Origin of the sequence: Sphingomonas melonis DAPP-PG 224 (assembly GCF_000379045.1) — a bacterium.
Taxonomy (GTDB): domain Bacteria; phylum Pseudomonadota; class Alphaproteobacteria; order Sphingomonadales; family Sphingomonadaceae; genus Sphingomonas; species Sphingomonas aquatilis.
Window position 1 is genome coordinate 2,738,418 of sequence record NZ_KB900605.1, and the last position, 22,007, is coordinate 2,760,424.

At 66.7% G+C, this 22,007-nt stretch carries 21 protein-coding genes; 11 read left to right on the plus strand and 10 right to left on the minus strand.

The window, feature by feature from the left end; translation table 11 throughout:
• Positions 1-25: 25 nt before the first annotated feature.
• From SPHME3_RS0113245 to SPHME3_RS0113260, 4 genes are all read right to left on the minus strand, one after another.
• On the minus strand, positions 26-541 hold the full coding sequence (locus SPHME3_RS0113245) for a hypothetical protein (protein WP_018250812.1): 516 nt from the start codon (positions 539-541) through the stop codon (positions 26-28).
• Positions 538-897: a phosphoribosyl-AMP cyclohydrolase gene (hisI, locus tag SPHME3_RS0113250; protein ID WP_017978716.1), complete on the minus strand. Its 360-nt coding sequence runs from the start codon at positions 895-897 to the stop codon at positions 538-540. The genes SPHME3_RS0113245 and hisI overlap by 4 nt, the downstream gene beginning before the upstream one ends.
• A gap of 103 nt (positions 898-1,000) precedes the next feature.
• Complete coding sequence (locus tag SPHME3_RS0113255) at positions 1,001-1,414, minus strand: MerR family transcriptional regulator (RefSeq protein WP_017978715.1); 414 nt, start codon at positions 1,412-1,414, stop codon at positions 1,001-1,003.
• A 32-nt stretch (positions 1,415-1,446) separates the two neighbouring features.
• Positions 1,447-3,141 (minus strand): long-chain-fatty-acid--CoA ligase, encoded by a 1,695-nt coding sequence (locus SPHME3_RS0113260; RefSeq protein ID WP_017978714.1) that lies wholly within the window; start codon positions 3,139-3,141, stop codon positions 1,447-1,449.
• A 134-nt stretch (positions 3,142-3,275) separates the two neighbouring features.
• Between SPHME3_RS0113260 and SPHME3_RS0113265 the strand changes: the two genes are divergently transcribed.
• From SPHME3_RS0113265 to paoC, 7 genes are all read left to right on the plus strand, one after another.
• Positions 3,276-4,412 (plus strand): thiolase family protein, encoded by a 1,137-nt coding sequence (locus tag SPHME3_RS0113265; RefSeq protein ID WP_018250813.1) that lies wholly within the window; start codon positions 3,276-3,278, stop codon positions 4,410-4,412.
• Position 4,413: 1 nt separating this feature from the next.
• Positions 4,414-6,732, plus strand: coding sequence for a 3-hydroxyacyl-CoA dehydrogenase/enoyl-CoA hydratase family protein (locus SPHME3_RS0113270; RefSeq protein WP_018250814.1), 2,319 nt, complete (start codon positions 4,414-4,416; stop codon positions 6,730-6,732).
• Between the two features lie 325 nt (positions 6,733-7,057).
• Complete coding sequence (locus tag SPHME3_RS0113275; RefSeq protein WP_017978711.1) at positions 7,058-7,474, plus strand: DUF2147 domain-containing protein; 417 nt, start codon at positions 7,058-7,060, stop codon at positions 7,472-7,474.
• A 44-nt stretch (positions 7,475-7,518) separates the two neighbouring features.
• The gene (locus SPHME3_RS0113280) at positions 7,519-8,835 is read left to right on the plus strand and encodes an OmpP1/FadL family transporter (protein WP_017978710.1); all 1,317 of its coding nucleotides are present in this window, start codon (positions 7,519-7,521) and stop codon (positions 8,833-8,835) included.
• Between the two features lie 182 nt (positions 8,836-9,017).
• Positions 9,018-9,653, plus strand: a complete 636-nt coding sequence (gene paoA / locus SPHME3_RS0113285) for an aldehyde dehydrogenase iron-sulfur subunit PaoA (RefSeq protein ID WP_017978709.1) — start codon at positions 9,018-9,020, stop codon at positions 9,651-9,653.
• Positions 9,650-10,612 (plus strand): FAD binding domain-containing protein, encoded by a 963-nt coding sequence (locus tag SPHME3_RS0113290; RefSeq protein ID WP_017978708.1) that lies wholly within the window; start codon positions 9,650-9,652, stop codon positions 10,610-10,612. Before paoA ends, SPHME3_RS0113290 begins: the two co-directional genes overlap by 4 nt.
• Entirely contained in the window at positions 10,609-12,828 is a 2,220-nt protein-coding gene (gene paoC, locus SPHME3_RS0113295) for an aldehyde oxidoreductase molybdenum-binding subunit PaoC (RefSeq protein ID WP_018250816.1), read from the plus strand. The genes SPHME3_RS0113290 and paoC overlap by 4 nt, the downstream gene beginning before the upstream one ends.
• Before the next feature lie 157 nt (positions 12,829-12,985).
• On the opposite strand, the gene SPHME3_RS0113300 is transcribed toward paoC, so the two are convergent.
• Positions 12,986-15,571 carry a M1 family metallopeptidase gene (locus tag SPHME3_RS0113300; RefSeq protein ID WP_017978706.1) on the minus strand — a complete coding sequence of 862 codons (2,586 nt, stop codon included), beginning with the start codon at positions 15,569-15,571 and terminating at the stop codon, positions 12,986-12,988.
• 131 nt (positions 15,572-15,702) lie between these two features.
• Between SPHME3_RS0113300 and SPHME3_RS0113305 the strand changes: the two genes are divergently transcribed.
• A complete protein-coding gene (locus SPHME3_RS0113305) occupies positions 15,703-16,662 on the plus strand; it encodes an NAD(P)H-dependent flavin oxidoreductase (protein ID WP_017978705.1) in 960 nt (319 codons plus the stop codon).
• A gap of 18 nt (positions 16,663-16,680) precedes the next feature.
• Here SPHME3_RS0113305 and SPHME3_RS0113310 read toward each other — a convergent pair whose 3' ends face one another.
• Positions 16,681-17,220: a DUF1465 family protein gene (locus SPHME3_RS0113310; protein ID WP_017978704.1), complete on the minus strand. Its 540-nt coding sequence runs from the start codon at positions 17,218-17,220 to the stop codon at positions 16,681-16,683.
• A gap of 7 nt (positions 17,221-17,227) precedes the next feature.
• On the minus strand, positions 17,228-17,425 hold the full coding sequence (locus SPHME3_RS0113315) for a YdcH family protein (RefSeq protein ID WP_017978703.1): 198 nt from the start codon (positions 17,423-17,425) through the stop codon (positions 17,228-17,230).
• A 181-nt stretch (positions 17,426-17,606) separates the two neighbouring features.
• Between SPHME3_RS0113315 and SPHME3_RS20730 the strand changes: the two genes are divergently transcribed.
• Positions 17,607-17,762: a YdcH family protein gene (locus SPHME3_RS20730; protein WP_017978702.1), complete on the plus strand. Its 156-nt coding sequence runs from the start codon at positions 17,607-17,609 to the stop codon at positions 17,760-17,762.
• A gap of 84 nt (positions 17,763-17,846) precedes the next feature.
• On the opposite strand, the gene SPHME3_RS0113325 is transcribed toward SPHME3_RS20730, so the two are convergent.
• Positions 17,847-18,197, minus strand: a complete 351-nt coding sequence (locus SPHME3_RS0113325; RefSeq protein ID WP_017978701.1) for a PilZ domain-containing protein — start codon at positions 18,195-18,197, stop codon at positions 17,847-17,849.
• A gap of 107 nt (positions 18,198-18,304) precedes the next feature.
• On the minus strand, positions 18,305-18,739 hold the full coding sequence (gene dksA, locus SPHME3_RS0113330; protein WP_017978700.1) for an RNA polymerase-binding protein DksA: 435 nt from the start codon (positions 18,737-18,739) through the stop codon (positions 18,305-18,307).
• A 437-nt stretch (positions 18,740-19,176) separates the two neighbouring features.
• On the opposite strand from dksA, the gene SPHME3_RS0113335 reads away from it, so the two are divergent.
• On the plus strand, positions 19,177-20,124 hold the full coding sequence (locus SPHME3_RS0113335; protein WP_156002626.1) for a hypothetical protein: 948 nt from the start codon (positions 19,177-19,179) through the stop codon (positions 20,122-20,124).
• Positions 20,125-20,201: 77 nt separating this feature from the next.
• On the opposite strand, the gene SPHME3_RS0113340 is transcribed toward SPHME3_RS0113335, so the two are convergent.
• The gene (locus SPHME3_RS0113340) at positions 20,202-20,633 is read right to left on the minus strand and encodes a host attachment family protein (protein WP_017978699.1); all 432 of its coding nucleotides are present in this window, start codon (positions 20,631-20,633) and stop codon (positions 20,202-20,204) included.
• Between the two features lie 90 nt (positions 20,634-20,723).
• Here SPHME3_RS0113340 and serS point away from each other — a divergent pair, with 90 nt between their 5' ends.
• Positions 20,724-22,004, plus strand: a complete 1,281-nt coding sequence (serS, locus tag SPHME3_RS0113345; protein WP_017978698.1) for a serine--tRNA ligase — start codon at positions 20,724-20,726, stop codon at positions 22,002-22,004.
• Positions 22,005-22,007: the final 3 nt, after the last annotated feature.

A 22,007-nucleotide genomic window follows, 5' to 3' on the forward strand; every position in this document is an offset into this window, starting at 1 on the left:
CGACTACATCACGTTTACGTCAACGTCAATTGGCTGACGCGGTGGGACACAGCAATTTTCCGCCCGGCGTCCGCAGCGTTTCCGCCTCCGCCGTCGATGTGCTGAGCCGTTCGACGGTCAGCGCGGCGAGGGACGCGCGCCCGGTACACAGGCTGTCGCAGCTGGCCGGCAATTCCGCTGGAAAGACGATTCGATCGCCTTCGAACCGCGCCTCGAAACGACAGGCGCCGAAGGTCATTTGCACGCGGTCTCCGCTGCGCCGGGCGGTGCCGGACGCCGCGCACCCCTGCCCCTCGCCGTAATCGACGAGCGCTCCCAGCCGAAGCCGGCCTTTCGCACCCGGCACGACGCAGACGCGGTCGGTGTCCAACGCCCAGGAGCCGAGCAAATCGGCGCGCGTCGGATCGTCGATCAGGCCGGTGCGGATCGCCGCCGCTTCTAGCTGCGCACCGGACGTCGCGGCGTCGGCGGACGGCTGCGGTCGCGAACCGCAGCCCGCCAGCAGGACGACCGCCGCCGCCAGCGCCAGCAACGCCCTCATGCGACGCGGATGAGCCGATCGCCGTCGATCCGCCGGTAGAAGCAGCTCGTCGCCCCGGTATGACACGCGGGGCCGGCCGGATCGGCGATGATCCAGAGCGCATCCTGATCGCAGTCGATCCGCATCTCGACGACGCGCAGGACGTTGCCCGAGGTTTCGCCCTTCTTCCACAGCCGGCCGCGGCTGCGCGACCAGAAGGTGGCCTCGCCGCTCGATTGGGTCGCGGCCAGCGCCTCGGCGTTCATATGCGCCACCATCAGCAGCGCACCGTCGCGCGCGGTGACGACCGCGGTGATGAGGCCAGCGGCGTCGTATTTGGGATCGAGGATCGGATCGGTTTCGCGCGGGTCGGACATGCAATCCTCCTATCGCCCACCCGCGGCATTGGCGAGAGGCGGTCGTCCCATCCATGGCGTCACGCCGTCACCCAAATTCATGTCCGGCATGGCGGGTGAGGTGTTACCCCGCCGCCCGTTGCGCTTCCGGTTCGTGCGCATGCACCCGGGCGAGCGCCTCGCCTTCGAGCTTGGCCAATTCGCCCAGCGTCTGGTCGAGCGCATCGCGCTGCTTTTCCAGCTCCTCGATCCGCATGCGAACCCGCTCGGCCAGCGCGCGCATCTGTTCGAGATGCTGGGGGTCCGCATCGTACAGGTCGAGGAATTCGGCGATGTCGGTCAGCGAAAACCCCAGCCGTTTGCCACGCAGGATCAGTTGCATCCGGGCGATCTCGCGCCGACGATAGACGCGCGTCGTCCCGATGCGGCAGGGCTCGATCAGCCCCTTGTCTTCATAGAAACGCAGGGTCCGCGGCGTGATGCCGAGCATCTCGGCCACCTCCTGGATACCCTGCAACTCGCCTCTGTCCTCGTTCACCCCTTGCACCCTCACCTGAAGCGAGCCGGCGTCTAACGCGCCGCCTTCGCCATTTCCTCTTCGACCAGCTCCTTTTTGGAAAGCTTGCCGATCAACGTCTTGGGCAGACTGTCGCGGATTTGCACCTCGCGGGGAAGCTCGATCTTGCTGATCTTGTCGCGCAGGAAGTCGCGCAGATCGGCGCCTGTCACGCTGCCCGGTTCAGACAGGACGACGAAGGCCTTGGGCGCCTGGCCGCGATGCGCATCGGGTACGCCGATCACGACGGCTTCGACGACGGCGGGATGCTCGTACAGCGCCTCTTCGATGACGCGCGGATAGACGTTGTAGCCGCCGCACAGGATCATGTCCTTGATCCGGTCGACGATGAAGAGATAGCCGTCGTCGTCGAGATAGCCGACGTCTCCCGTCCGCAGCGCACCATCGGCGAAGGCCGCGTCGGTTTCGGCAGGCTTGTGCCAATAGCCCTTCATGACCTGCGGCCCACGCGCGCAGATTTCGCCCTTCTCGCCCTTGGGCATGATGCGCGACGGGTCTTCGCGGTCGCGGATTTCGATCGTCGTGCCGGGGAAGGGCAGACCAGCCGAGCCTTCCTTGTTGACGCCGTCGAACGGGTTGCAGGTGATGATCGGCGAGGCTTCGGACAGGCCATAGCCCTCGACCAGCTTCGCGCCCGTGTTCGTCTCGAACGCATGGCGCACTTCGATCGGCAGCGGCGCGCCGCCCGAAATGCAGACCTTGATCGCGGACAGGTCGGGACGCTGCCCCTCCCCCAGATTGGCGAGCGCATTGTAGATCGTGGGCACCGCCGGGAAGTAGGTCGGCCGGGTACGTTTCAGCGTGCCGAGCAACTGCTTCATTTCAAAACGTGGCAGCAGGATCATCTCTGCACCGACAAGCGTCGAGAAGGTCAGCACGTTGGTCAGCGCGAAGACGTGGAACAGCGGCAAGACACCGAGCACGCGATCCTGATCGGGCGTTTCGCCGCCGACATGGACCAGCATCGCGTCGGTGTTCGCGACGATATTCGCGTGGGAGAGCATCGCCGCCTTGGGCACGCCGGTGGTGCCGCCGGTATATTGCAGCACCGCCACCTCGTCCGGCGCGACCGCGACGGGAGCAGGCGTGGCGCGCTTCGCCATCAGGTCGGCGAAAAACAGATGACGCGCGTCTCGCGGGGCGCGGCCGATCTCCTTACGCTTGACCAGCTTGTAGGCGAATTTCTTGATCGTCGGCAGGGCGTCGGCAATCGGGCAGGTGATGACGTGGCGCATACCCGCGTCGCCCGCGACCTTCAGCACCCGCGCCTGAATTTCGGCGACGTCAGGCGTCGCGATGATCTCCGCGCCCGAATCGTGGATTAGGTGCGCGAGCTCGCGTTCGACGTAGAGCGGGTTGACGTTGACGACGATGCCGCCCGCCTTCAGCGTCGCGAAGAACAGGATCGGATAATAGGGCGTATTCGGCAGGCAGAGCGCGACGCGCGTCCCCTTCACCACGCCCAGCGCCTGCAAGCCCGCCGCGGCGCGGTCGACCGCCTTGCCGAGCTCGCCCCAGCTGGTGACGGACCCCATGAAGTCGATCGCCGCGCGACCGGGAAAGCGTGCGACGGTATGGTCGAGCAGGTCGCCGAGCAGGCGGGGCCGACTCGGCAGCGGCACGCCCTGCTTGATCGCCAGCGGCGCTGCACCCTGCGCCGTCGTTCCGGCGGTGGCGGTGTCGCTCATTCCCTCATCCTCTCATGCGCATCATCGAGCATATTGTCGGCTCGATCCACTTGACGTAATGGGAAGGTATCGCACCTATACGGCATCACGCAAGTCTGCGCTTGCATCCCGATGCCTGCCAAAGAGAGGATTTCATGACCAACGTCGTCATCGCCGGTTATGCGCGCTCGCCGTTCCACCTCGCCGGCAAGGGCGCCCTCGCCCGCGTCCGTCCCGACGATCTCGCCGCGCAGACGATTCGCGGCCTGATCGAAAAGACCGGCGTCGACGCCGCCGAGATCGAGGACATCATCCTGGGCTGCGCCTTCCCCGAAGGCGAACAGGGCCTCAACGTCGCACGGATGATCGGGTTGCTCGCCGACCTGCCGTTGTCGGTCGGCGGCATGACGGTGAACCGTTTCTGCGGATCGTCGATGAGCGCGATCCATATCGCGATGGGCCAGATCCAGATCGGTGCGGGCGAGGCGTTCATCTGCGCCGGCCTGGAATCGATGAGCCGCGTGCCGATGGGCGGCTACAACCCCCTGCCCAACCCCGTTCTCGCGAAGAAGAATGCCGGCGCGTACATGGGCATGGGCGACACGGCGGAAAATGTCGCGACCAAGTATCAGATCACGCGGGCTGAGCAGGATGCGTTCGCGGTGAAGAGCCAGCAGAAGGCCGCCGCCGCGCGCGCCGATGGCCGGCTGAGCGATGAAATCGTGCCGATCCAGACGAAGGCCGGCACGGTCAGCGAAGACGGCACGATCCGTCCCGACACCACCGTCGAAGCGCTGGGCGGCCTGAAGCCCGCGTTCAGTCAGGACGGATCGGTCACCGCCGGCACCTCGTCGCCGCTTACCGATGGCGCCTCCGCGGTGCTCGTCACCTCGGAAGAGTTCGCGAAGAAGCACGGCCTGAAGATCCTCGCCCGCATCAAGGCGGTCGGCGTGTCGGGCATCGAGCCGGAGACGATGGGCCTGGGCCCGATCAGCGCCTCGCAGAAGGCGCTGGCGCGCGCCGGCGTGTCGGTCGGCGACCTCGACGTCGTCGAGATCAACGAAGCCTTCGCCAGCCAGGCGATCGCCTGCATCCGCGATCTCGGCCTGAAGGACGAAACGATCAATCTCGACGGCGGCGCGATCGCGATCGGCCACCCGCTGGGCGCGACTGGTGCGCGCATCGTCGGCAAGGCGGCGGCGCTGCTGGAGCGCGAGGGCGGCCGCTATGCACTCGCGACCCAGTGCATCGGCGGCGGCCAGGGCATCGCCACGGTGCTGGAGCGCGCATAACATGAGCGAATCCATCAAAAAGGTGTGCGTGATCGGTGCGGGCGTCATGGGCGCCGGCATCGCCGCACAGGTCGCCAACGCCGGCATCCCGGTGCTGCTGCTCGATATCGTCCCCAAGGAGGGCGACGATCGAGACGCAGTGGCCAAGGGCGCAGTCGCCAAGATGCTCAAGACCGAACCCGCGCCCTTCATGTCGAAGGGTGCGGCGAAGCTGGTCGAGACGGGCAATATCGACGACCACCTCGACCGTGCCGCCGAGTGCGACTGGATCGTCGAGGCGATCGTCGAACGGCTCGACATTAAGCAGGCGCTCTACGCGAAGCTGGAGCAGTTGAAGCGCCCCGGCACCGCCGTCAGCTCGAACACGTCGACCATTCCGCTCGGCCATCTGGTCGACGGGCGCTCGGACCAGTTCAAGGCCGACTTCCTCATCACGCACTTCTTCAATCCGCCGCGCTACATGCGACTGATCGAGATCGTCCGCGGCGACCACACCGACGCGGCGGTGGCCGAAAAGGTCGAGGACTTCGTCGATCGCTTCATGGGCAAGCGGATCGTCCGCGCCAAGGACACGCCGGGCTTCATCGCCAACCGCATCGGCACCTATTGGCTCGCCGTCGCGATCAATGCGGCGATGGACCAGGGCCTGACCGTCGAGGAGGCCGACCAGATCGGCGGCCGGCCGATGGGCGTGCCCAAGACGGGCATCTTCGGCCTCGTCGACCTGGTCGGCGTCGACCTGATGCCTCTGCTGTCGAAGAGCCTGTCGTCCACGCTGCCGCAGGGCGACCCCTATTTCGACACCGTCCGTCCGATGCCGCTCGTCGACAAGATGATCGCCGAGGGCTTTACGGGTCGCAAGGGCAAGGGCGGCTTCTACCGCTTCGACAAGGCGACGAAGACCAAGCTCGCGCTCGATCTGGCCACCGGCGAGTATCGCGGTGGGCAGAAGCCCGCGCCGCTGCCGCCCAAGGCGGAAAAGGATCTGGGCGCGCTGATCGCGACGCCGGGCAAGGTCGGTGACTATGCCTGGGAGATCCTGGGCAAGACCTTGTCCTATGCGGCGATGCTGGTCGGCGAAGCCGCGGACGATATCGTCGCGATCGATGATGCGATGAAGCTCGGCTACAATTGGAAGTTCGGCCCGTTCGAGCTGCTCGACCGGATCGGTGCCGCCACCTTCGCGCAGCGGCTGCGCGACGAAGGCCGCAGCGTTCCCGCGATCCTCGAGACGGCCGGCGACCGCAGTTTCTATCGCGTCGTCGAGGGCAAGCGCCAGTTCCTGGGCACGGACGGCGACTATCATGACGTCGTCCGCGGCGATGGCGTTCTGCTGCTCGAAGACATCAAGCTCCGCTCCGAGCCGTTGCTCAAGAACGCGTCGGCCGCTGTGTGGGATGTCGGCGACGGCGTCGCGGCGCTCGAGTTCACCACCAAGATGAATGCGCTCGACGGCGAGATCATGAGCCTGATCCAGCAGGCCATTCCGCTGGTGCAGGACCGGTTCAAGGCGCTGGTGATCTACAACGAAGGCTCGAACTTCTCGGCCGGTGCCAACCTCGGCATGGCGATGTTCGCCGTCGCCGCGGGCATGTGGGGCGAGATCGAAAAGCTGATCGCGGGCGGGCAGCAGGCGCTGAAGGCGCTGAAATACGCCCCCTTCCCCGTCGTGGCGGCGCCGGCCGGCATGGCGCTGGGCGGCGGCTGCGAGGTCGTGCTCCACGCCGATGCGGTGCAGGCGCATGCCGAAAGCTACATCGGTCTGGTCGAGTGCGGCGTCGGCCTGCTGCCCGGCTGGGGCGGCAATGGCGAGCTGCTCGATCGCCTCGCCAAGGCGCCGATGATGCCGCGCGGGCCGATGCCCGCCGCCGCCAAAGCGTTCGAGACGATCTCGACCGCGCAGGTGTCGAAGTCGGCCGCGCTGGCCAAGGAGATGATGTTCCTCAAAGCCAGCGACGGCATCACGATGAATCGCGACCGCCTGCTCGCCGACGCCAAGGCGAAGGCGCTCAGCCTGGTCGACGGCTATAAGGCGCCGGAAAAGCCGACCTTCCGCCTGCCGGGCGAAAGCGGCCGCACCGGCATCGCCGGCGTCGTCGAGGGCTTCCGCAAGAAGGGCATGGCGACTGAGTATGACGAGGTCGTCTCGGGCCGGCTCGCGACGGTGCTGACCGGCGGCGAGGCCGATCTGGTCGATACCGTGCAGGAGGATGACCTGCTGACGCTGGAGCGTGCGGCGTTCATGGAGGCCGTGCGCGACCCGCGGACACAGGCACGCGTGCAGCAGATGCTGACCACGGGGAAGCCACTGCGCAACTGACGCGGCATCGGGCGGGGTCCATGCCTTGCGAATGCGAGGCCTGGACCCCGCCCGGGCGCATGGCGGCTGGCACGATCCGATGCCGTCCGCGCAAAAAGATGCTTTGAGCACCGCGGTTTACGTCATCACACTTGACACACCGCGCCCCGGGATTAGGCGGGCATCAGATTGCCGTAAACGGCATCTGGCTCGCCAATAGGTCATGGCCCGGCATCGGGTGGCCTCCGCGGCGCCACAATGCGACCGTACAGATACGGCGCAAGGCTTGAACGGCTTGTTCGATGGGCGCGGCCGTTCGCGTCCATCCGGGAGAGGAGAAGTGACCATGTCCCTGATGTTGATTGGCGCGCTGCTGGCCGCCGCCCCTGCGCCCGCCCCCACCCCCGACGTCGCGCTGGGCCGGTGGAAGACCGAGACGCGCAACGGCATCGTCGAAATCCAGCGCTGCGGCGCGTCGATCTGCGGCCGGCTGATCTCGTCCGAACTGCTTCGCCAGCAGCCCGACCTGAAGGACGTCAACAATCAGGATCCGGCGCAGCGCGGCCGCCTGCTGAAGGGGCTGTTGCTGATCAGCGGCTTCACCGCCGATGGCGATGCCTGGAGCGGCGGCAAGATCTACAACCCCGACGACGGCAAGACGTACAAGGCGAAGGTGACGCCCGTCGACGCCAACACGCTGAAGGTGCGTGGCTGCGTGTTCGTGCCGCTCTGCAAGACGCAGACCTGGACGCGCGTGCGCTGATCCATCCCGTTTCGACCTACCAGTAAGCTTAAGGAAGACCGCTCATGTCCCTGCGTATCAAGACTTCGTTGCTCGCCACTGCCGTCCTCGGCTCGTTCGGTTTCGCCTCGGTGGCGCACGCCCAGGCCTTCTACCTGCAGGAGCAGTCGGCGCGTGGCGCCGGCCGCGCCTTCTCGGGTGAAGTCGCCGACACCGGCCCGCAGTCGCTGTGGTGGAACCCGGCATCGATCGCAGGGATGGAGCGCGGCGAAGCCGCGATCAACGCGTCGGGCATCCTGCCGCGCGGCCGCGTCGTCAACAACGGCACCGTGGTGTGTCGCCCGGCCGGCGTGTCGTGCGCCAACCCCGCGAACTACCAGCCCGTCGGCGGTGCGCAGGAAGCGCGCAACCCGATCGACAAGGGCCTGCTGCCGTCGGGCGCGATCGCCCTGCCGTTCGGCCCGGTCGCGTTCGGCCTCGCGGTGACGTCGCCCTACAGCTTCACCACCGACTACGACAACAACAGCTGGACCCGCTACAGCGCGACCCGCACCAAGCTGATGACGATCGACATCCAGCCGTCGATCGCCGTGGCGCTGACCGACTGGCTGCGCGTCGGCGGCGGTGCGAACGTCGAGCACGTCTATGCCAGCCTGGGCAACGCGCTGCCGAACCTGACCACCACCGCCGACGGCTCGCAAAAGCTGGAAGGCAAGGGCTGGGACATCGGCTGGACCGCGGGCGTTCAGATGCACAACGACTGGGCGACCGTCGGCATCAGCTACAAGTCGCGCATCGAGCATACGCTGACGGGTGACCTGACCGTCGCTGGCCTGGTCGGCCCGCTGGCCGGCCAGAACCGCACGCTGACCGGCGTGCAGGCGAGCTTCTACACGCCTGCGCAGACGATCGTCGGTGCGCGCATCAAAGTGACGCCGGCGCTGACGCTGAACGGCCAGGCGGTGCGCTACAATTGGAGCAAGTTCGACGCGATCCGCCTCGGCGCGCCGCTGAACACCGCGCTGCCCGAAAACTATCGCGACAGCTACAGCCTGGCCGGCGGCGTCGACTATGCCGTGTCGCCCAGCCTGACGGTCCGCGCCGGCGTGCAGCGCGCGCTGACCCCGACGCAGGACGGCCTGCGCGACGCGCGCGTGCCGGATTCGAACCGTTGGAATTATGGCGTCGGCGGCACCTTCCAGGTGACTCCGAAGTTCGGCTTCGATCTCGCTGCAAACTATGTCGATTTCGAAGACACGACGATCGACCGTCAGACCGCGGCCTATGTCGGCACCGCGGCGCAGACCAACGTCCTGACCCGCGGCACCCTGCGCGATGCCCATGCGGTCGTTCTGTCGGCGGGCGCGCATATCGGGTTCTGATCCCGCCACCTATCTGCATCAAAACGTTGCGGGTCCGGGTTCCGTTGGAACCTGGGCCCGTTTCTTTGCGTACTGATAACAAGGGTTTGCTTTGCGCTGCGTCGAAACGATAAGGCCTACCCCGCCAGTGGCGTACACCGTGTCGAAAACGTCGGTATGTCAAATGCATCAAGGGGCCTTTGATGAGCGATTACGAACTGTCCATGTCTCGCCGCGGCGTGCTCGCGAGCGGGGCGATCGGTGCGGCGGCGACCGCCATGCCTACTGAGGCGGCAGCCGTGCCGCTCGACGAACGGCCCGCCCCGCCGACGATGCCGGTGACGCTGAAGGTCAATGGCCGGACCAGCCAGGTCGCGCTCGACACGCGGACGACGCTGCTCGATGCGCTCCGCGAACATTGGAAGCTGACCGGCACGAAGAAGGGCTGCGACCATGGCCAGTGCGGCGCCTGCACGGTGCTGGTCGAGGGGCGGCGCATTAACAGCTGCCTCAGCCTCGCCGTGATGCACGATGGCGACGAGATCATCACGATCGAAGGGCTCGGCACGCCCGACAAGCTGCATCCGATGCAGGCGGCCTTCGTCAAGCACGACGGCTATCAGTGCGGTTATTGCACCCCCGGCCAGATCTGCTCGGCGGTCGCGGTGCTGGACGAGATCAAGCGCGGCGTGCCCAGCCATGTGCAGGACGACGTCGCCGGCGCGCCTGCGCTGACTGCGGAGGAAATGCGCGAACGGATGAGCGGCAACATCTGCCGCTGCGGCGCCTATTCGAACATCATCGACGCGATGCGGGATGTCGCGGGAGCCAAAGCATGAAGGCCTTCACCTACGAACGCGCCGACACGCCCGCCGCCGCTGCGCAGGCCGTGGCCGCGCGCCCCGGTGCCAAGTTTATCGCGGGCGGCACCAACCTGCTCGACCTGATGAAGCTGCAGATCGAGGAGCCGGTGCATCTGGTGGATGTCAACCGGCTGAAGCTCGACCAGATCGAGCCGACCGAGAACGGCGGCCTGCGCATCGGCGCGCTGGTGCGCAATACCGATCTCGCGGCGGACGCGCGCGTACGCCGCGACTATGGCGTCCTGACCCGCGCGATCGTCGCGGGCGCCAGCGGGCAGCTGCGCAACAAGGCGACCACCGCGGGCAACCTGTTGCAGCGCACGCGTTGCCCCTATTTCTACGACACCAACCAGCCGTGCAACAAGCGCAAGCCCGGATCGGGCTGTGCGGCGATCGGCGGCTACAGCCGGCAGCTCGGCATCATCGGCACGAGCGATGCGTGCATCGCGACCTATCCCGGCGACATGGCGGTGGCGATGCGGCTGCTCGACGCGAGCGTCGAGACGGTGCAGCCATCGGGCACGACACGCTCGATCCCGATCGCCGACTTTCACCGCCTGTGGGGCGATACGCCGCATATCGAAACGGCGCTGCAGCCGGGTGAGCTCATCACGGCGGTGACGCTGCCCAAGCCGCTCGGCGGGACGCACATCTATCATAAGGTGCGTGACCGCGCGTCCTACGCCTATGCGCTGGTGTCGGTGGCCGCGGTGATCCAGCCCGACGGCACCGGCCGTGCCGCGATCGGCGGGATTGCGCCCAAGCCATGGCGGACGCCCGAGGCGGATGCCGCCATGCCGCAGGGGGCGACGGCGGTGGCGAGCCGCTTGCTCGCCGGCGCGCGCCCCACCGCCGACAACGCCTTTAAGGTGCCGCTGGTCGAGCGCACGCTCGCCGGTGTGATGGCCCAAGCCAAGAGCAGGAGCGCCGCGTGAAGTTCGATCAGCCTGCGGGCACCAACCCGATCGACCAGCTGAAGGTCATCGGCAAGCCGACCGATCGTATCGACGGCAAATACAAGACCACCGGCACGGCGCGATACGCCTATGAGCGTCATGACGTCGCGCCGAACGCCGCCTATGGCTATGTCGTCGGCGCCGGCATCGGCAAGGGCCGGATCAGCAGCATGGATCTCAGCGCTGCCAAGGCCGCGCCGGGAGTGCTGGCGATCGTTACCGCCGACACGGCCGGTCCGCTCGGCAAGGGCGACATGAATACCGCCAAGCTGCTTGGCGGTCCGGCGGTCGACCATTATCATCAGGCGATCGCGCTCGTCGTTGCCGAGACGTTCGAACAGGCGCGCGCCGCCGCGGGCCTGATCCGCGTCGATTATGCGCGTGGCAAGGGCCGCTTCGACCTCGACAGCGCGCTCAAGACGGCGCCGCTAAAGGGCGACAGCAGCGGTGAAGGCAGCGCCGCGCCGCCCGTCGACCGGGTCGGCGATTTCGACAAGGCGTTCGCCGCGGCCCTCGTGACGCTCGACGCGCGCTACGAGACGCCCGACCAGAGCCATATGATGATGGAGCCGCATGCCAGCACCGCGGCATGGAATGGCGACAGGCTGACGCTGTGGACGTCGAACCAGATGATCGCCTGGGGCAAAGGCGACGTCGCCAAGACGCTGGGTATTCCGAAACAGAACGTCCGGCTGATCTCGCCCTATATCGGCGGCGGGTTCGGCGGGAAGCTGTTCGTGCGCGCCGATGCGATCCTGGCGGCGCTGGGTGCCAAGGCGGCGGGCCGGCCGGTGAAGGTCGCGCTGCAACGGCCGCTGATGGCGAACAACACCACGCACCGCCCGGCGACGCGCCAGCGCATCCGACTGGGCGCGGGCAAGGACGGCAAGCTCGTCGCGATCGCACACGAAAGCGGTTCGGGCGATCTGCCCGGCGGTGGACCGGAAACGGCGGTGGCGCAGACCAAGCTGCTCTATGCCGGCGCCAACCGGCTGACGTCGATGCGCCTCGCGGTGCTCGACCTGCCCGAAGGCAATGCGATGCGCGCGCCAGGCGAAGCACCGGGGCTGATGGCGCTTGAGGTCGCGATGGACGAGATGGCGGAAAAGCTGGGCATGGACCCGGTCGCCTTCCGCATCGCGAACGACACGCAGGTCGATCCCGAGAAGCCTGAACGCAAATTTTCGCAGCGCCAGCTGGTGCAATGCCTCCAGATGGGGGCCGATCGCTTCGGCTGGAGCCGGCGCCAGGCCAAGCCGCGCGCAGTGCGAGACGGCCGCTGGCTGGTCGGCATGGGCGTCGCGTCGGGCTTCCGCAACAACATCAACATGAAGTCGGGCGCCCGCGTCGGCATCGATGCCAAGGGCATCGTCACGGTCGCGACCGACATGACCGACATCGGCACCGGCAGCTATACGATCATCGCGCAGACGGCCGCCGAGATGATGGGCGTCCCCCTCGACAGGATTCACGTGCTGCTCGGCGACAGCGACTTCCCCGTAGCAGCCGGATCGGGCGGACAGTGGGGCGCGAACAGCGCGACCGCTGGCGTCTATGCTGCTTGCGTCAAGCTGCGTGAGGCGGTCGCGCAGAAGCTCGGCTTTAATTCGGCTGACGTCGTTTTCGAGGATGGCAAGGTCCGCTCGGGCAATCGCAGCGTGCCGCTGGGTCAGGCCGCGGGCGACGCGGGCCTGTCCGCCGAGGACAGTATCGAGTTCGGCGACCTCGCCAAGAAGGTGCAGCAGTCGACCTTCGCGGGGCATTTCGTCGAGGTCGGCGTCGACGCCTATACCGGCGAAATCCGGGTCCGCCGCATGCTGGCGGTGTGCGCCGCCGGGCGTATCCTCAACCCGAAGTCCGCGCGCAGCCAGGTGATCGGCGCGATGACGATGGGCGTGGGCGCGGCTTTGATGGAGGAGCTCGCGGTCGACAAACGGTTCGGCTTCTTCGTCAACCATGACCTTGCAAGCTACGAGGTGCCGGTCCACGCCGACATCCCGCACCAGGAGGTGGTGTTCCTGGACGAAACCGATCCGACGACGTCGCCGATGAAGGCCAAGGGCGTCGGCGAGCTCGGACTGTGCGGCGTCGGCGCGGCGATCGCCAATGCGATCTACAATGCGACCGGCGTGCGCGTTCGCGAATATCCGATCACGCTCGACAAGATCATCGGCGGCATGGCGAAGGTGGCGTAAGGGTAGAGGGGTCGGTTCGCCGGCCCCCACATCGTCACCACATCAAGCACAGCCTGGCGGGCGCGATAGCCCTCTGAGCTACGGAATATTCGGACCGCGTCCGTTATGACGAACCGGGTGAGGCGAAGGCTTGCCCCACCCAGTTGCGATAACTTCGTTACTTCCCCGACTTCAGCCACGTCTCCACTGCCGGGCGCAGGCGTTCCGCCGCCGCCTTGCGCACCGCGATGCCCGAGATCACACGACGCGCCGGCGCACGCGAGGTTTCCGGGAGCGTCTGCGCGAAGCTTTCGATCTTGCCCGGCATCTTGGGGTCGGACGAGCCTCCGCCCAGACCGACGATGAAGCCCGAACGGCTGCTTTCCTCGATGAAGCCATCGACCAGCGTGTGGTTCGCCACCGCCCAATCGAATGCCATATCGGGATGGCTGCCCGAAATCGCCCGCAGCAGCGCCGCCTTCTGGGGGGCGGTGAACGTGTCGGTCTTGAGCAAGGCCAGCGCGCGGGTCGCGACCGCATCGTCCTCCGCCGCGCCGAGCAGCGATACATATCGGTTCTTGGCGACCGGATTGGTTTCCGCCTGGGTCAGCGCCAGCAGCGCATCCCAATCGGCGGGCGTCGCATAGGTGGCGAAGGTCGACAGCACCGGTGCGCGGATGGCGGGCGGGATCGCGGTCGGGTTGGTCTTGAGCTGCGCGACATAGCTGCGCGCCTGCGCCAGCACCTGGCCGTCGCCCGCCGCGCCCAGGCGATAGACGAGCGATTCGCGCAGGTTCGTCACCAGCGGCGACTCACCTGGCTGCGCCGTCATGCCGATGCGCCGCAGAACCGGGCCGAGGATGGCGACGGTGCGATTGCGCAGCGCCGTCTCCAGTGGCGTGCCCTCGTACAGCCCGGCTAGGCTGCCGAGGCGTCCCGACACCAGCTGCCATTCGAGCGGATCGGCGCCCTCGCCCACCCGGCCCATCAGCGCGAAGAAGCGCGAGAGGTCCTGATAGCCCCCCGCCGCCAGCGCATAATCGTCGGCGAGCGTGCCGAGGCGGTCCTTCAGCTCCAGCCGCGTATAGTCGCGCACCAGCGCATCGTGCGCCGGCTGATCGTACATCACGCGCGTGTAGCTGCCCTTGCCCTGGTTCAGCACCAGCGTGCCGCAGCCCTTGACGCTGACCTTGGTCGATGGGCCCGTGACGATGGTGCGCGTCTCGCCGCCGCCGAGCGTGCCGACGACCATCGGCACCTTCCACGTCTGCGGCTTCTTCGATGCCTCATCCAGTCCGAAACGGCCCTGCACCAGCGTCGCCTGCGTCATGCCGCCGACGCACTGCGCGTTCGACAGCGTCACCAGCGGCACGCCGCCCTGCAGCGTATAGCCGTGCGCGATCTCCGCGACGGGCTGCCCCGCCGCCGCGGACAGTTCCGCCCACAGCTGTTCGGTGACCGTGTTGCCGTATTTGTACTTCGCCATGTAGCGGCGAATGCCGTCGCGGAACTTGTCCGGGCCCAACGTCGATTCGAGCATGCCGATCACGGCCTGCCCCTTCATATAGGTGATGCCGTCGAACGCTTCGCCGATCTGGTCGACCGTCTCGATCTTGCGGATGATCGGATGCGTGGCCGAGGTCGCGTCGATGCTCATCGCCGCCTCGCGGTCGCTCATGACCGCGCCGGCTTCCGCATTCCAGTCGGGGTTCAGATCGGCAGCGGACTTGTTCTCCATCCACGAGGCGAAGCCCTCGTTCAGCCAAAGATCGTCCCACCAGCGCATGGTGACGAGGTCGCCGAACCATTGGTGCGCCATTTCGTGCGCGACGACGGTGAAGATGCGCTGGCGGCCGCTTTCGGTGGCGCGCTTGGGATCGAACAGCAGTTCGGGTTCGAAGTAGAAGATCGCGCCCCAATTCTCCATCGCGCCGAAGAACTGGCTGGAGCCGGGGCCGGCGATCATGTCCATCTTCGGCAGCGGATAGGGCGTGCCGAAATAGCTGTTGTAATAGCCGAGCAGCCGCTTGGCCTGCGCCAGCGCGTAATCGCCCTGGTCCGCGACGCCGCGACGCGTCACGACGCCGATCTCGACATTGCCCGCCTGCACCGTCTTGCGATCCAGATCACCCATACCGAGGTACAGGAGGTAGCTCGACATCACCGGCGTTTCGGCGAAACTATACAGCTGCGTGCCGTTGGCCTGCTTCGTCACCGACGTCGCCGGCATGTTGGAAATGCCGAGCTGCCCCGCCGGCACCACCGCTTTCAGCTTGAACTTCGCCTTGAACGCCGGCTCGTCCCACATCGGTGCGAAGCGGCGGGCGTCGGGTGCCTCGAACTGCGTCGCGAGCATGCGCGCCTTCGACCCGTCCTGATTGGTGTAATCGATCGCGAACAGGCCGGCAGCGGACTGGTTGATCTTGCCGCTCCACGCGAAGCCGACGGTGTGACGGCCGACGGTCGCGGCGGCGGGCAGCGTCAGCACGAGCTGCTGCTTGTCCTTGTCGAGCGCGAAGCGGACGGCCTTCCCGTCGACCGTCGCCGACGTGACGTCCAGATCGGCGGCGTTGAGCGTGATCGTGCGGGTCGCCGCCTTCACGTCCACGGTGACGGTCTCGGTGCCGGTGAAGGTCATCGCCTGCGCATTCGGCGTCACGGCGATATCATACAGCACGGGCACGACATCGGTCGGCAGGCTGCCCGCGGCGAGCGCAGGCGCAGAGACGGTCATCGCGAGAGCGGCGGCGACGGCGAGTTTCATAAACTGGTAACTCCGGATACAATGTTACGTCCCGTCTGACGCCTTTGCGCGCGCGCCGCAAGCGCCGTCGTGCTGGACAGGCGGATAGGTTTCGCTAGACAACCGATCATACGAAGAGGAGCCGCCCGACCATGACGACGCCCACGCTGTTCGACCGCCTGCGCCTGCCCGTGATCGGTTCGCCGTTGTTCATCATTTCCGGGCCGGAACTCGTGATCGCGCAGTGCAAGGCGGGCATCGTCGGCTCCTTTCCGGCGCTCAACGCCCGGCCGCAGGCGTTGCTGGACGAATGGCTGCACCAAATCACCGAAGAGCTCGCCGCGCATAATCGGGCGCACCCGGATCATCCCGCCGCGCCGTTCGCGGTCAACCAGATCGTTCACAAATCGAACGACCGGCTGGAAGCCGATCTTGCCACCTGCGCCAAGTGGCAGGTGCCGATCGTCATCACCTCGCTGGGCGCCCGCGAGGACCTGAACACCGCGGTGCATGGCTGGGGCGGCATCACGCTGCACGACGTCATCGACGATCGTTTCGCGCGCAAGGCGATCGAAAAGGGAGCGGACGGGCTGATCGCGGTGGCGGCCGGTGCCGGCGGCCATGCGGGGCGCCTGTCCCCCTTCGCGATCATCCAGGAAATCCGCCAGTGGTTTGATGGACCGCTCGCTTTGTCGGGTTCCATCGCGACGGGCGGTGCGATTCTGGCGGCGCAGGCGATGGGCGCCGACTTCGCCTATATCGGCTCACCCTTCATCGCCACGACCGAGGCGAATGCCGCGCCCGATTACAAAGCGTCGATCGTCGCGAGCAAGGCGGCCGACATCGTCTATTCGAACCTGTTCACCGGCGTGCACGGCAATTACCTGCGTAGCTCGATCGAAGCGGCCGGGCTGGACCCCGATCATCTGCCCGAGGGTGACCTGAAGACGATGAACTTCGGCGGCAACAACGGATCGAAGGCGAAGGCCTGGCGCGATATCTGGGGATCGGGCCAGGGCATCGGCGTGATCGATGCGGTGGAAAGCGTCGCCGACCGCGTCGATCGCTTCGCGCGCGAATATGCGGCGGCAAAGGCGCGGATCGCCGGCTGATCCGGCGCCGCGTCGCGGTCAGAAGGCCAGTGCCAGCCGATCGTGCAGGCGCTGGACCGGGCTGGGGGCGACCGCATCGACTTGCGCCGCATCCAGCAGACCGACGCGGCGGTGCAGGTTCGCGCTCGCCTCTACCAATGCGCGGGCACGCTGCGGCAGCGCCGCGACCAAGTCCGCGTCGAATTGCGGCGCGTGGCCCAGCCGCCGGTTCCCGTCGAGCGCATCGCGCGGCTGCATCTCCCCCGCATCGATCGCACGCTGCGTCAGCAGCCAGGCGATGACGTGCATCAGCCGCGTCGTCACCTTCAACGACTCGCACGAAAAGCCGACGCGGATCAGCGGGTCGAGCGCTTCCCGCTCCAGCCGTCCCGCCTCGTCGAAATAGCTGCGCGCTTCGTCCGCCAGCAGCATCGCCTCCGTATAGAGCGAATCGATCAGGCGACGATGAATGCGTGATTCGGAACGGCTGCCAGTCATGCGTTCACCGGTGGCATAGCGTGCGCCGCCTGCCCAGCGGCCGTTGCTGTCGATGCTGTGCCAAAACGGAAAAAACACCACCGGCGGCTCAGGCGATGATATCCGGGATCAGCTGGTCTTCGCATAAGGCGATCTCGTCGCGCAGCCGCAGCTTGCGCTTCTTCAGCCGGGCGAGCTGCAATTGGTCGGGCGTCGCGCTGGCGCCCAAGGCCGTGATCGCCGCGTCGAGATCGCGATGCTCGGTGCGCAGCTGTTCCAGGCGGGCGATGATCTGCGCGTCGTCCATGGTAAAACCCCCTGCCACCACCCTGCGGCCCGCTTTGCCCCTAGCGCAGCCGGACGACCAACCCAAGTCGTCGCATCATGCCCCTCGGCTAATCGCGTTCAACCATTTTCGGTGACGACTTTTAGGATGTTCGGTGGTTTACTCAGTCCCCCAACACGCATGCATCAGGAGGTACACCGAAATGCAGACGACGCATCAACAGGCACTGGAAACCAAGCATGCCGCGCTCGACCGCCGCATCGCCGACGAATCCCATCGCCCGATGCCCAACTCCGCGATCCTCACCGACCTGAAGCGCCAAAAGCTGAAATTGAAGGAAGAGCTTACGGGCCTGTAGAGCCTGACGCCATTCAGCCCCTCCCCAACCCGGAGGGGCTTTTTGCAGGGGCGGCACGTCGAAGGGGAACGCCCGCCGCGAACCTTAGACCGCAGTGACCTCGTCGCGCACCAGCGCCGGATCGATCGGGGCGTCGAACGCGATCCCCATCCGTCCCGCGGTACACCAGGCGACCTTCCCCGCGACCGTTCCCAGCCCCGGCATCTCCAGACGCACCAGCGATCCCGGCTCCCTCAGCACACCGCAGTCGACCATCACCCCGCCCGGCGACAGGTTGCGCATCCGAACCCCGCGATCGCAATGATCGCCGTGCAGCCACAGACGCGCCGGGAGCAACAGGCTTTCGCGCGGTGGCTGGCGCGGCGTCACGACGCCGTCGTTGACAGGCCCGGCATCGTCGGATGCCGTAAGAGACGCGTGGAAGAGGCTGTCCATATCCGGTGCCCTCGTCATGATCGGCCGGGAAATTCCCACCGCATGCCGCCCCGAATCTTACCAGAACGTAAACGCCGGCACATCGCAGCGCGACCGCCGGCGCACGATCAATCCTCGCGCGAAATCTTCTCGTTACGCTCGTGGCGTTCCTGCGCCTCCAGCGTCATCGTCGCGATCGGTCGCGCCTCCAGCCGGCCGAGGCTGATCGGCTCGCCGGTGACTTCGCAATAGCCGTATTCGCCCTCGTCGATGCGGCGGATGGCGGCTTCGATCTTCGACACCAGCTTGCGCTGGCGATCGCGGGTGCGCAGTTCGATCGACCAATCCGTCTCGCTCGACGCGCGGTCGGTCAGATCGGCTTCGCGCAGCGAGTCGAGCTGCAGCTGGTTGAGCGTTCCGGCCGCGTCCTGCAGGATCGCGTCCTTCCAGCGGAGCAGCTTGTTGCGGAAATAGGTCTGCTGGCGAAGATTCATGAACGGCTCATCGGGGCTGGGCCGATAACCATCATCGCTCCAGTCGCCGGCGTCGTTCGCGGGCAACATGTCGGCATTCCTGTCGTGTACGCGGCTTACGTGCGTTGCCATGCCACTCTCCCTCCGGTCCCTGAACTTGAACCCGGGACCGCCCCCATATTGGTGAGGCGCCTATAATCGCGGCTGAACGGAACCACAAGCGATGCGAGTTACCGAATCGATCGCAAACACGAACTTTTATTGCGAATGGGACCAGAACGGTTGCAAGTCAGCGACTAAGCTGCGTTACGGTCGGAACGCGATTGCGAAACCCACCGCTGTTTCACTCTGGTACGTTAACCGCGAATCAGATGGTGCAATCTCGGTGAAGCACTGCAAAAGCAGCGAATTGCTGGTTAACAAACTTGCACTTAACGGTTTGTTTTGCGTTGAATGGCATAGGCGGCACTCCGTTGCTGCGACACGACGATCCGGGCCGCAGGGACCGGCAATGAAAGAGAGACCCGATGTCCGTACGGATGGCTTTGGCGAAATTGTGCGCATGCGCCTGTGGCGGTGCGTTGATCGGCGGTGGCGCCGTCCACGTCGCCGAACGTCCCAGCCGCCCCGTCTACACCAAACAGGTCAAGAAGCGCGTGGTCGCGCATCGGCAGGTCGCCGCGGTCCAGCGTAAGGCCTTGCGCCGTCGTGTGGTGACCACGACGACCACCGCGGCCTGCGCACCAGCCGTGGTGACGGTCGCCAGTCAGGCGGCACCGGTGCCGGTGCCCCTGCCCGCGTCCGAAGGCTTCGTAACCGGCGGCGGTGGCGGTGTTCCGGTGGTCGTCGGCGGCAGCGGCGGCTGGGGTGGCGGCGGCGGCGGCTTCTTCGGGGGCGGCTTCTTCGGCGGTGGATCGTCCGGATCGTCGGGCAGCATCGTGATTTCGTCGACGTCCAGCGGCGGGTCGAGCTCGACCAGTTCGTCCAGCAGTTCCTCGTCGTCCGGCAATGTGTCGAGCAGCTCGTCGGGGAACGTGTCGAGCAGTTCGTCGACCAGCAGCTCCACGGGCGGCGCGAACGTCGTCGTCGACAATCAGAACAACAATAACAATAATAACCAGAACAATAACACCAACCAGAATTACAACGAAAACAACAACAACAATAATAACAACAACAACCAGAGCCAGAATCAGGGCCAGGGCCAGGGCCAGAACCAGGGTCAGGGGCAGAACCAAGGTCAGGGGCAAGGTCAGGGCCAGGGACAAGGCCAAGGCCAGGGCCAATATGGTTCGAGCTCGAAGGGCTGGAGCTCCACCGGCGGACCGCCGCCGCCCCCGCCGCCGCCGGGTTCGACCGGATCGTCGGGCGGCCCGCCCGCGCCGGTGCCCGCGCCGCCGATGGTGCTGCTGTTCGGCGCCGCTGCCGCCGCTCTGGTCGCCCGCAAGCGCTTCGCCAAGCCGCAGGCGGCCTGACCCGAAGCCCGGTTTCGTAACAAAAAAGGGGCTGCCGAGTGATCGCTCGGCAGCCCCTTTTTTCTTTGGGCGGTTCGTCAGGCCGAACGCAGCGCCTGCTCGATATCCGGCACCGGATGGCCGGTGAGGTCCTTGGCCAGCTCACCCGCAAGCCGGTTGCTGACCTCTTTGTGATAATGTTTGCGCAGCTCGCCCAGCGTCTTGGGCGGGGCGACGATGATCAGCGATTCGAAATCGTTGGCCAGCGCGCGGCGCTTCAGCATATCGGCCGTCTCGGCCGCGAAGCGATCCTCTTCCTGCTGGTGGAAGTCCGTTTCGCCCATCGTGCCACCTTGCGTCGAGGAGGCCTGACCGGCGGCATCGGTCTTCTGATCGCGATCGGCCGGGTTCACCTTCTCCTCGGCATGCTCGACCTGGAGATTGGGATAGTCCGCATCGCCCTCGTTGCGGAAGAACAGCGCCTTGCGACCGTCGGCGACGAGCACGAAGGCATTGTGGGGGACCTGCATCGGGGCTTCTCCTGATCGTTGCTATCCCCTGCTCAACGCAGCCGAGGCGGGCGGGTTGCCGCCTGACGCGCGGCGGGGCATAGCCGCGCCATGCACGACATCCGCGCCATCCGGGACGATCCCGCCGCCTTCGACGCCGCCCTCGCCCGCCGGGGCGCTGCCCCCCAGTCCGCCGAGCTCATCGCGCTGGACGACGCGCGCCGCGCTGCGATCGCCGCTGCCCAGGACGCGCAGACCCGCCGGAACGAGCTATCGAAGGGCATCGGTCAGGCAAAGGCGCAAAAGGACGAAGTGCGCGCGCAGGCGCTCATGGCCGAAGTCGCGGCGCTGAAAGAGGCGCTGCCCGGTCTCGAGGCCGCCGATGCCGAAGCAGGCCTCGCGCTCGAGCGCGCGCTGGCCACCATCCCCAATTTGCCCGCAGCGGACGTCCCCGACGGCGAGGACGAGGCCGGCAACGTCGAACAGACCCGCTGGGGAACCCCGCGCGCGTTCGACTTCACGCCACGCGAGCATGCCGACATCGGTCCGGCGCTGGGCATGGACTTCAAGACGGGCGCCGATCTGTCGGGCGCGCGCTTTACGTTCCTGCGCGGGCCAATGGCGCGGCTGCACCGGGCGCTCGCCCAGTTCATGCTCGACCACCAGACCGCCGACAATGGCTACGTCGAGTGCAACCCGCCCGTGCTGGTCAACGACCCCGCAATGTACGGCACGGACAAGCTGCCCAAGTTCGCCGAGGACTCCTTCCGCACGACGGATGGCCGCTGGCTGATCCCGACCGCCGAGGTCAGCCTGACCGCATCGGCGATGGGCCAGATCCTCGACACGCTCGTCGAACCGATGCGGCTCACCGCCCATACGCTCTGCTTCCGCAGCGAGGCGGGCGCGGCCGGACGCGACACCCGCGGGTTCATCCGCCAGCACCAGTTCGAAAAGGTCGAGCTGGTCAGCATCTGCCGTCCCGAGGACAGCGACGCCGAGCATGAGCGCATGACGCGTTGTGCGGAAAGCGTGCTGGAGGCGCTGGACCTGCCCTATCGACGCATCCTGCTCTGCACGGGCGACATGGGCTTCGGCGCGCGCAAGACCTTCGACCTCGAAGTATGGCTGCCGGGCCAGCAGGCGTGGCGCGAGATTTCGTCCTGTTCGAACACGGGCGATTTCCAGGCGCGGCGGATGAACACGCGCTACCGGGCGGAGGGCGAGAAGGCCCCGCGCTTCGTTCACACGCTGAACGGGTCCGGCCTTGCGGTGGGACGTACGCTGGTCGCGGTGCTGGAAAACTATCAGCAGGCGGACGGATCGGTCGTCGTGCCGGCAGTGCTGCGACCCTATCTGCGCGGGCTCGACCGGCTCGAACCGCAGGGCTGATCG

Bases quoted from the DNA above. Each gene is read 5' to 3' on its own strand.
- SPHME3_RS0113245 (WP_018250812.1), bottom strand. From the start codon at position 541: ATGAGGGCGTTGCTGGCGCTGGCGGCGGCGGTCGTCCTGCTGGCGGGC.
- hisI (WP_017978716.1), bottom strand. From the start codon at position 897: ATGTCCGACCCGCGCGAAACCGATCCGATCCTCGATCCCAAATACGAC.
- SPHME3_RS0113260 (WP_017978714.1), bottom strand. From the start codon at position 3,141: ATGAGCGACACCGCCACCGCCGGAACGACGGCGCAGGGTGCAGCGCCG.
- SPHME3_RS0113265 (WP_018250813.1), top strand. From the start codon at position 3,276: ATGACCAACGTCGTCATCGCCGGTTATGCGCGCTCGCCGTTCCACCTC.
- SPHME3_RS0113270 (WP_018250814.1), top strand. From the start codon at position 4,414: ATGAGCGAATCCATCAAAAAGGTGTGCGTGATCGGTGCGGGCGTCATG.
- SPHME3_RS0113275 (WP_017978711.1), top strand. From the start codon at position 7,058: ATGTCCCTGATGTTGATTGGCGCGCTGCTGGCCGCCGCCCCTGCGCCC.
- SPHME3_RS0113280 (WP_017978710.1), top strand. From the start codon at position 7,519: ATGTCCCTGCGTATCAAGACTTCGTTGCTCGCCACTGCCGTCCTCGGC.
- paoA (WP_017978709.1), top strand. From the start codon at position 9,018: ATGAGCGATTACGAACTGTCCATGTCTCGCCGCGGCGTGCTCGCGAGC.
- SPHME3_RS0113290 (WP_017978708.1), top strand. From the start codon at position 9,650: ATGAAGGCCTTCACCTACGAACGCGCCGACACGCCCGCCGCCGCTGCG.
- SPHME3_RS0113300 (WP_017978706.1), bottom strand. From the start codon at position 15,571: ATGAAACTCGCCGTCGCCGCCGCTCTCGCGATGACCGTCTCTGCGCCT.
- SPHME3_RS0113305 (WP_017978705.1), top strand. From the start codon at position 15,703: ATGACGACGCCCACGCTGTTCGACCGCCTGCGCCTGCCCGTGATCGGT.
- SPHME3_RS0113315 (WP_017978703.1), bottom strand. From the start codon at position 17,425: ATGGACGACGCGCAGATCATCGCCCGCCTGGAACAGCTGCGCACCGAG.
- SPHME3_RS20730 (WP_017978702.1), top strand. From the start codon at position 17,607: ATGCAGACGACGCATCAACAGGCACTGGAAACCAAGCATGCCGCGCTC.
- SPHME3_RS0113325 (WP_017978701.1), bottom strand. From the start codon at position 18,197: ATGGACAGCCTCTTCCACGCGTCTCTTACGGCATCCGACGATGCCGGG.
- dksA (WP_017978700.1), bottom strand. From the start codon at position 18,739: ATGTTGCCCGCGAACGACGCCGGCGACTGGAGCGATGATGGTTATCGG.
- SPHME3_RS0113335 (WP_156002626.1), top strand. From the start codon at position 19,177: ATGTCCGTACGGATGGCTTTGGCGAAATTGTGCGCATGCGCCTGTGGC.
- SPHME3_RS0113340 (WP_017978699.1), bottom strand. From the start codon at position 20,633: ATGCAGGTCCCCCACAATGCCTTCGTGCTCGTCGCCGACGGTCGCAAG.
- serS (WP_017978698.1), top strand. From the start codon at position 20,724: ATGCACGACATCCGCGCCATCCGGGACGATCCCGCCGCCTTCGACGCC.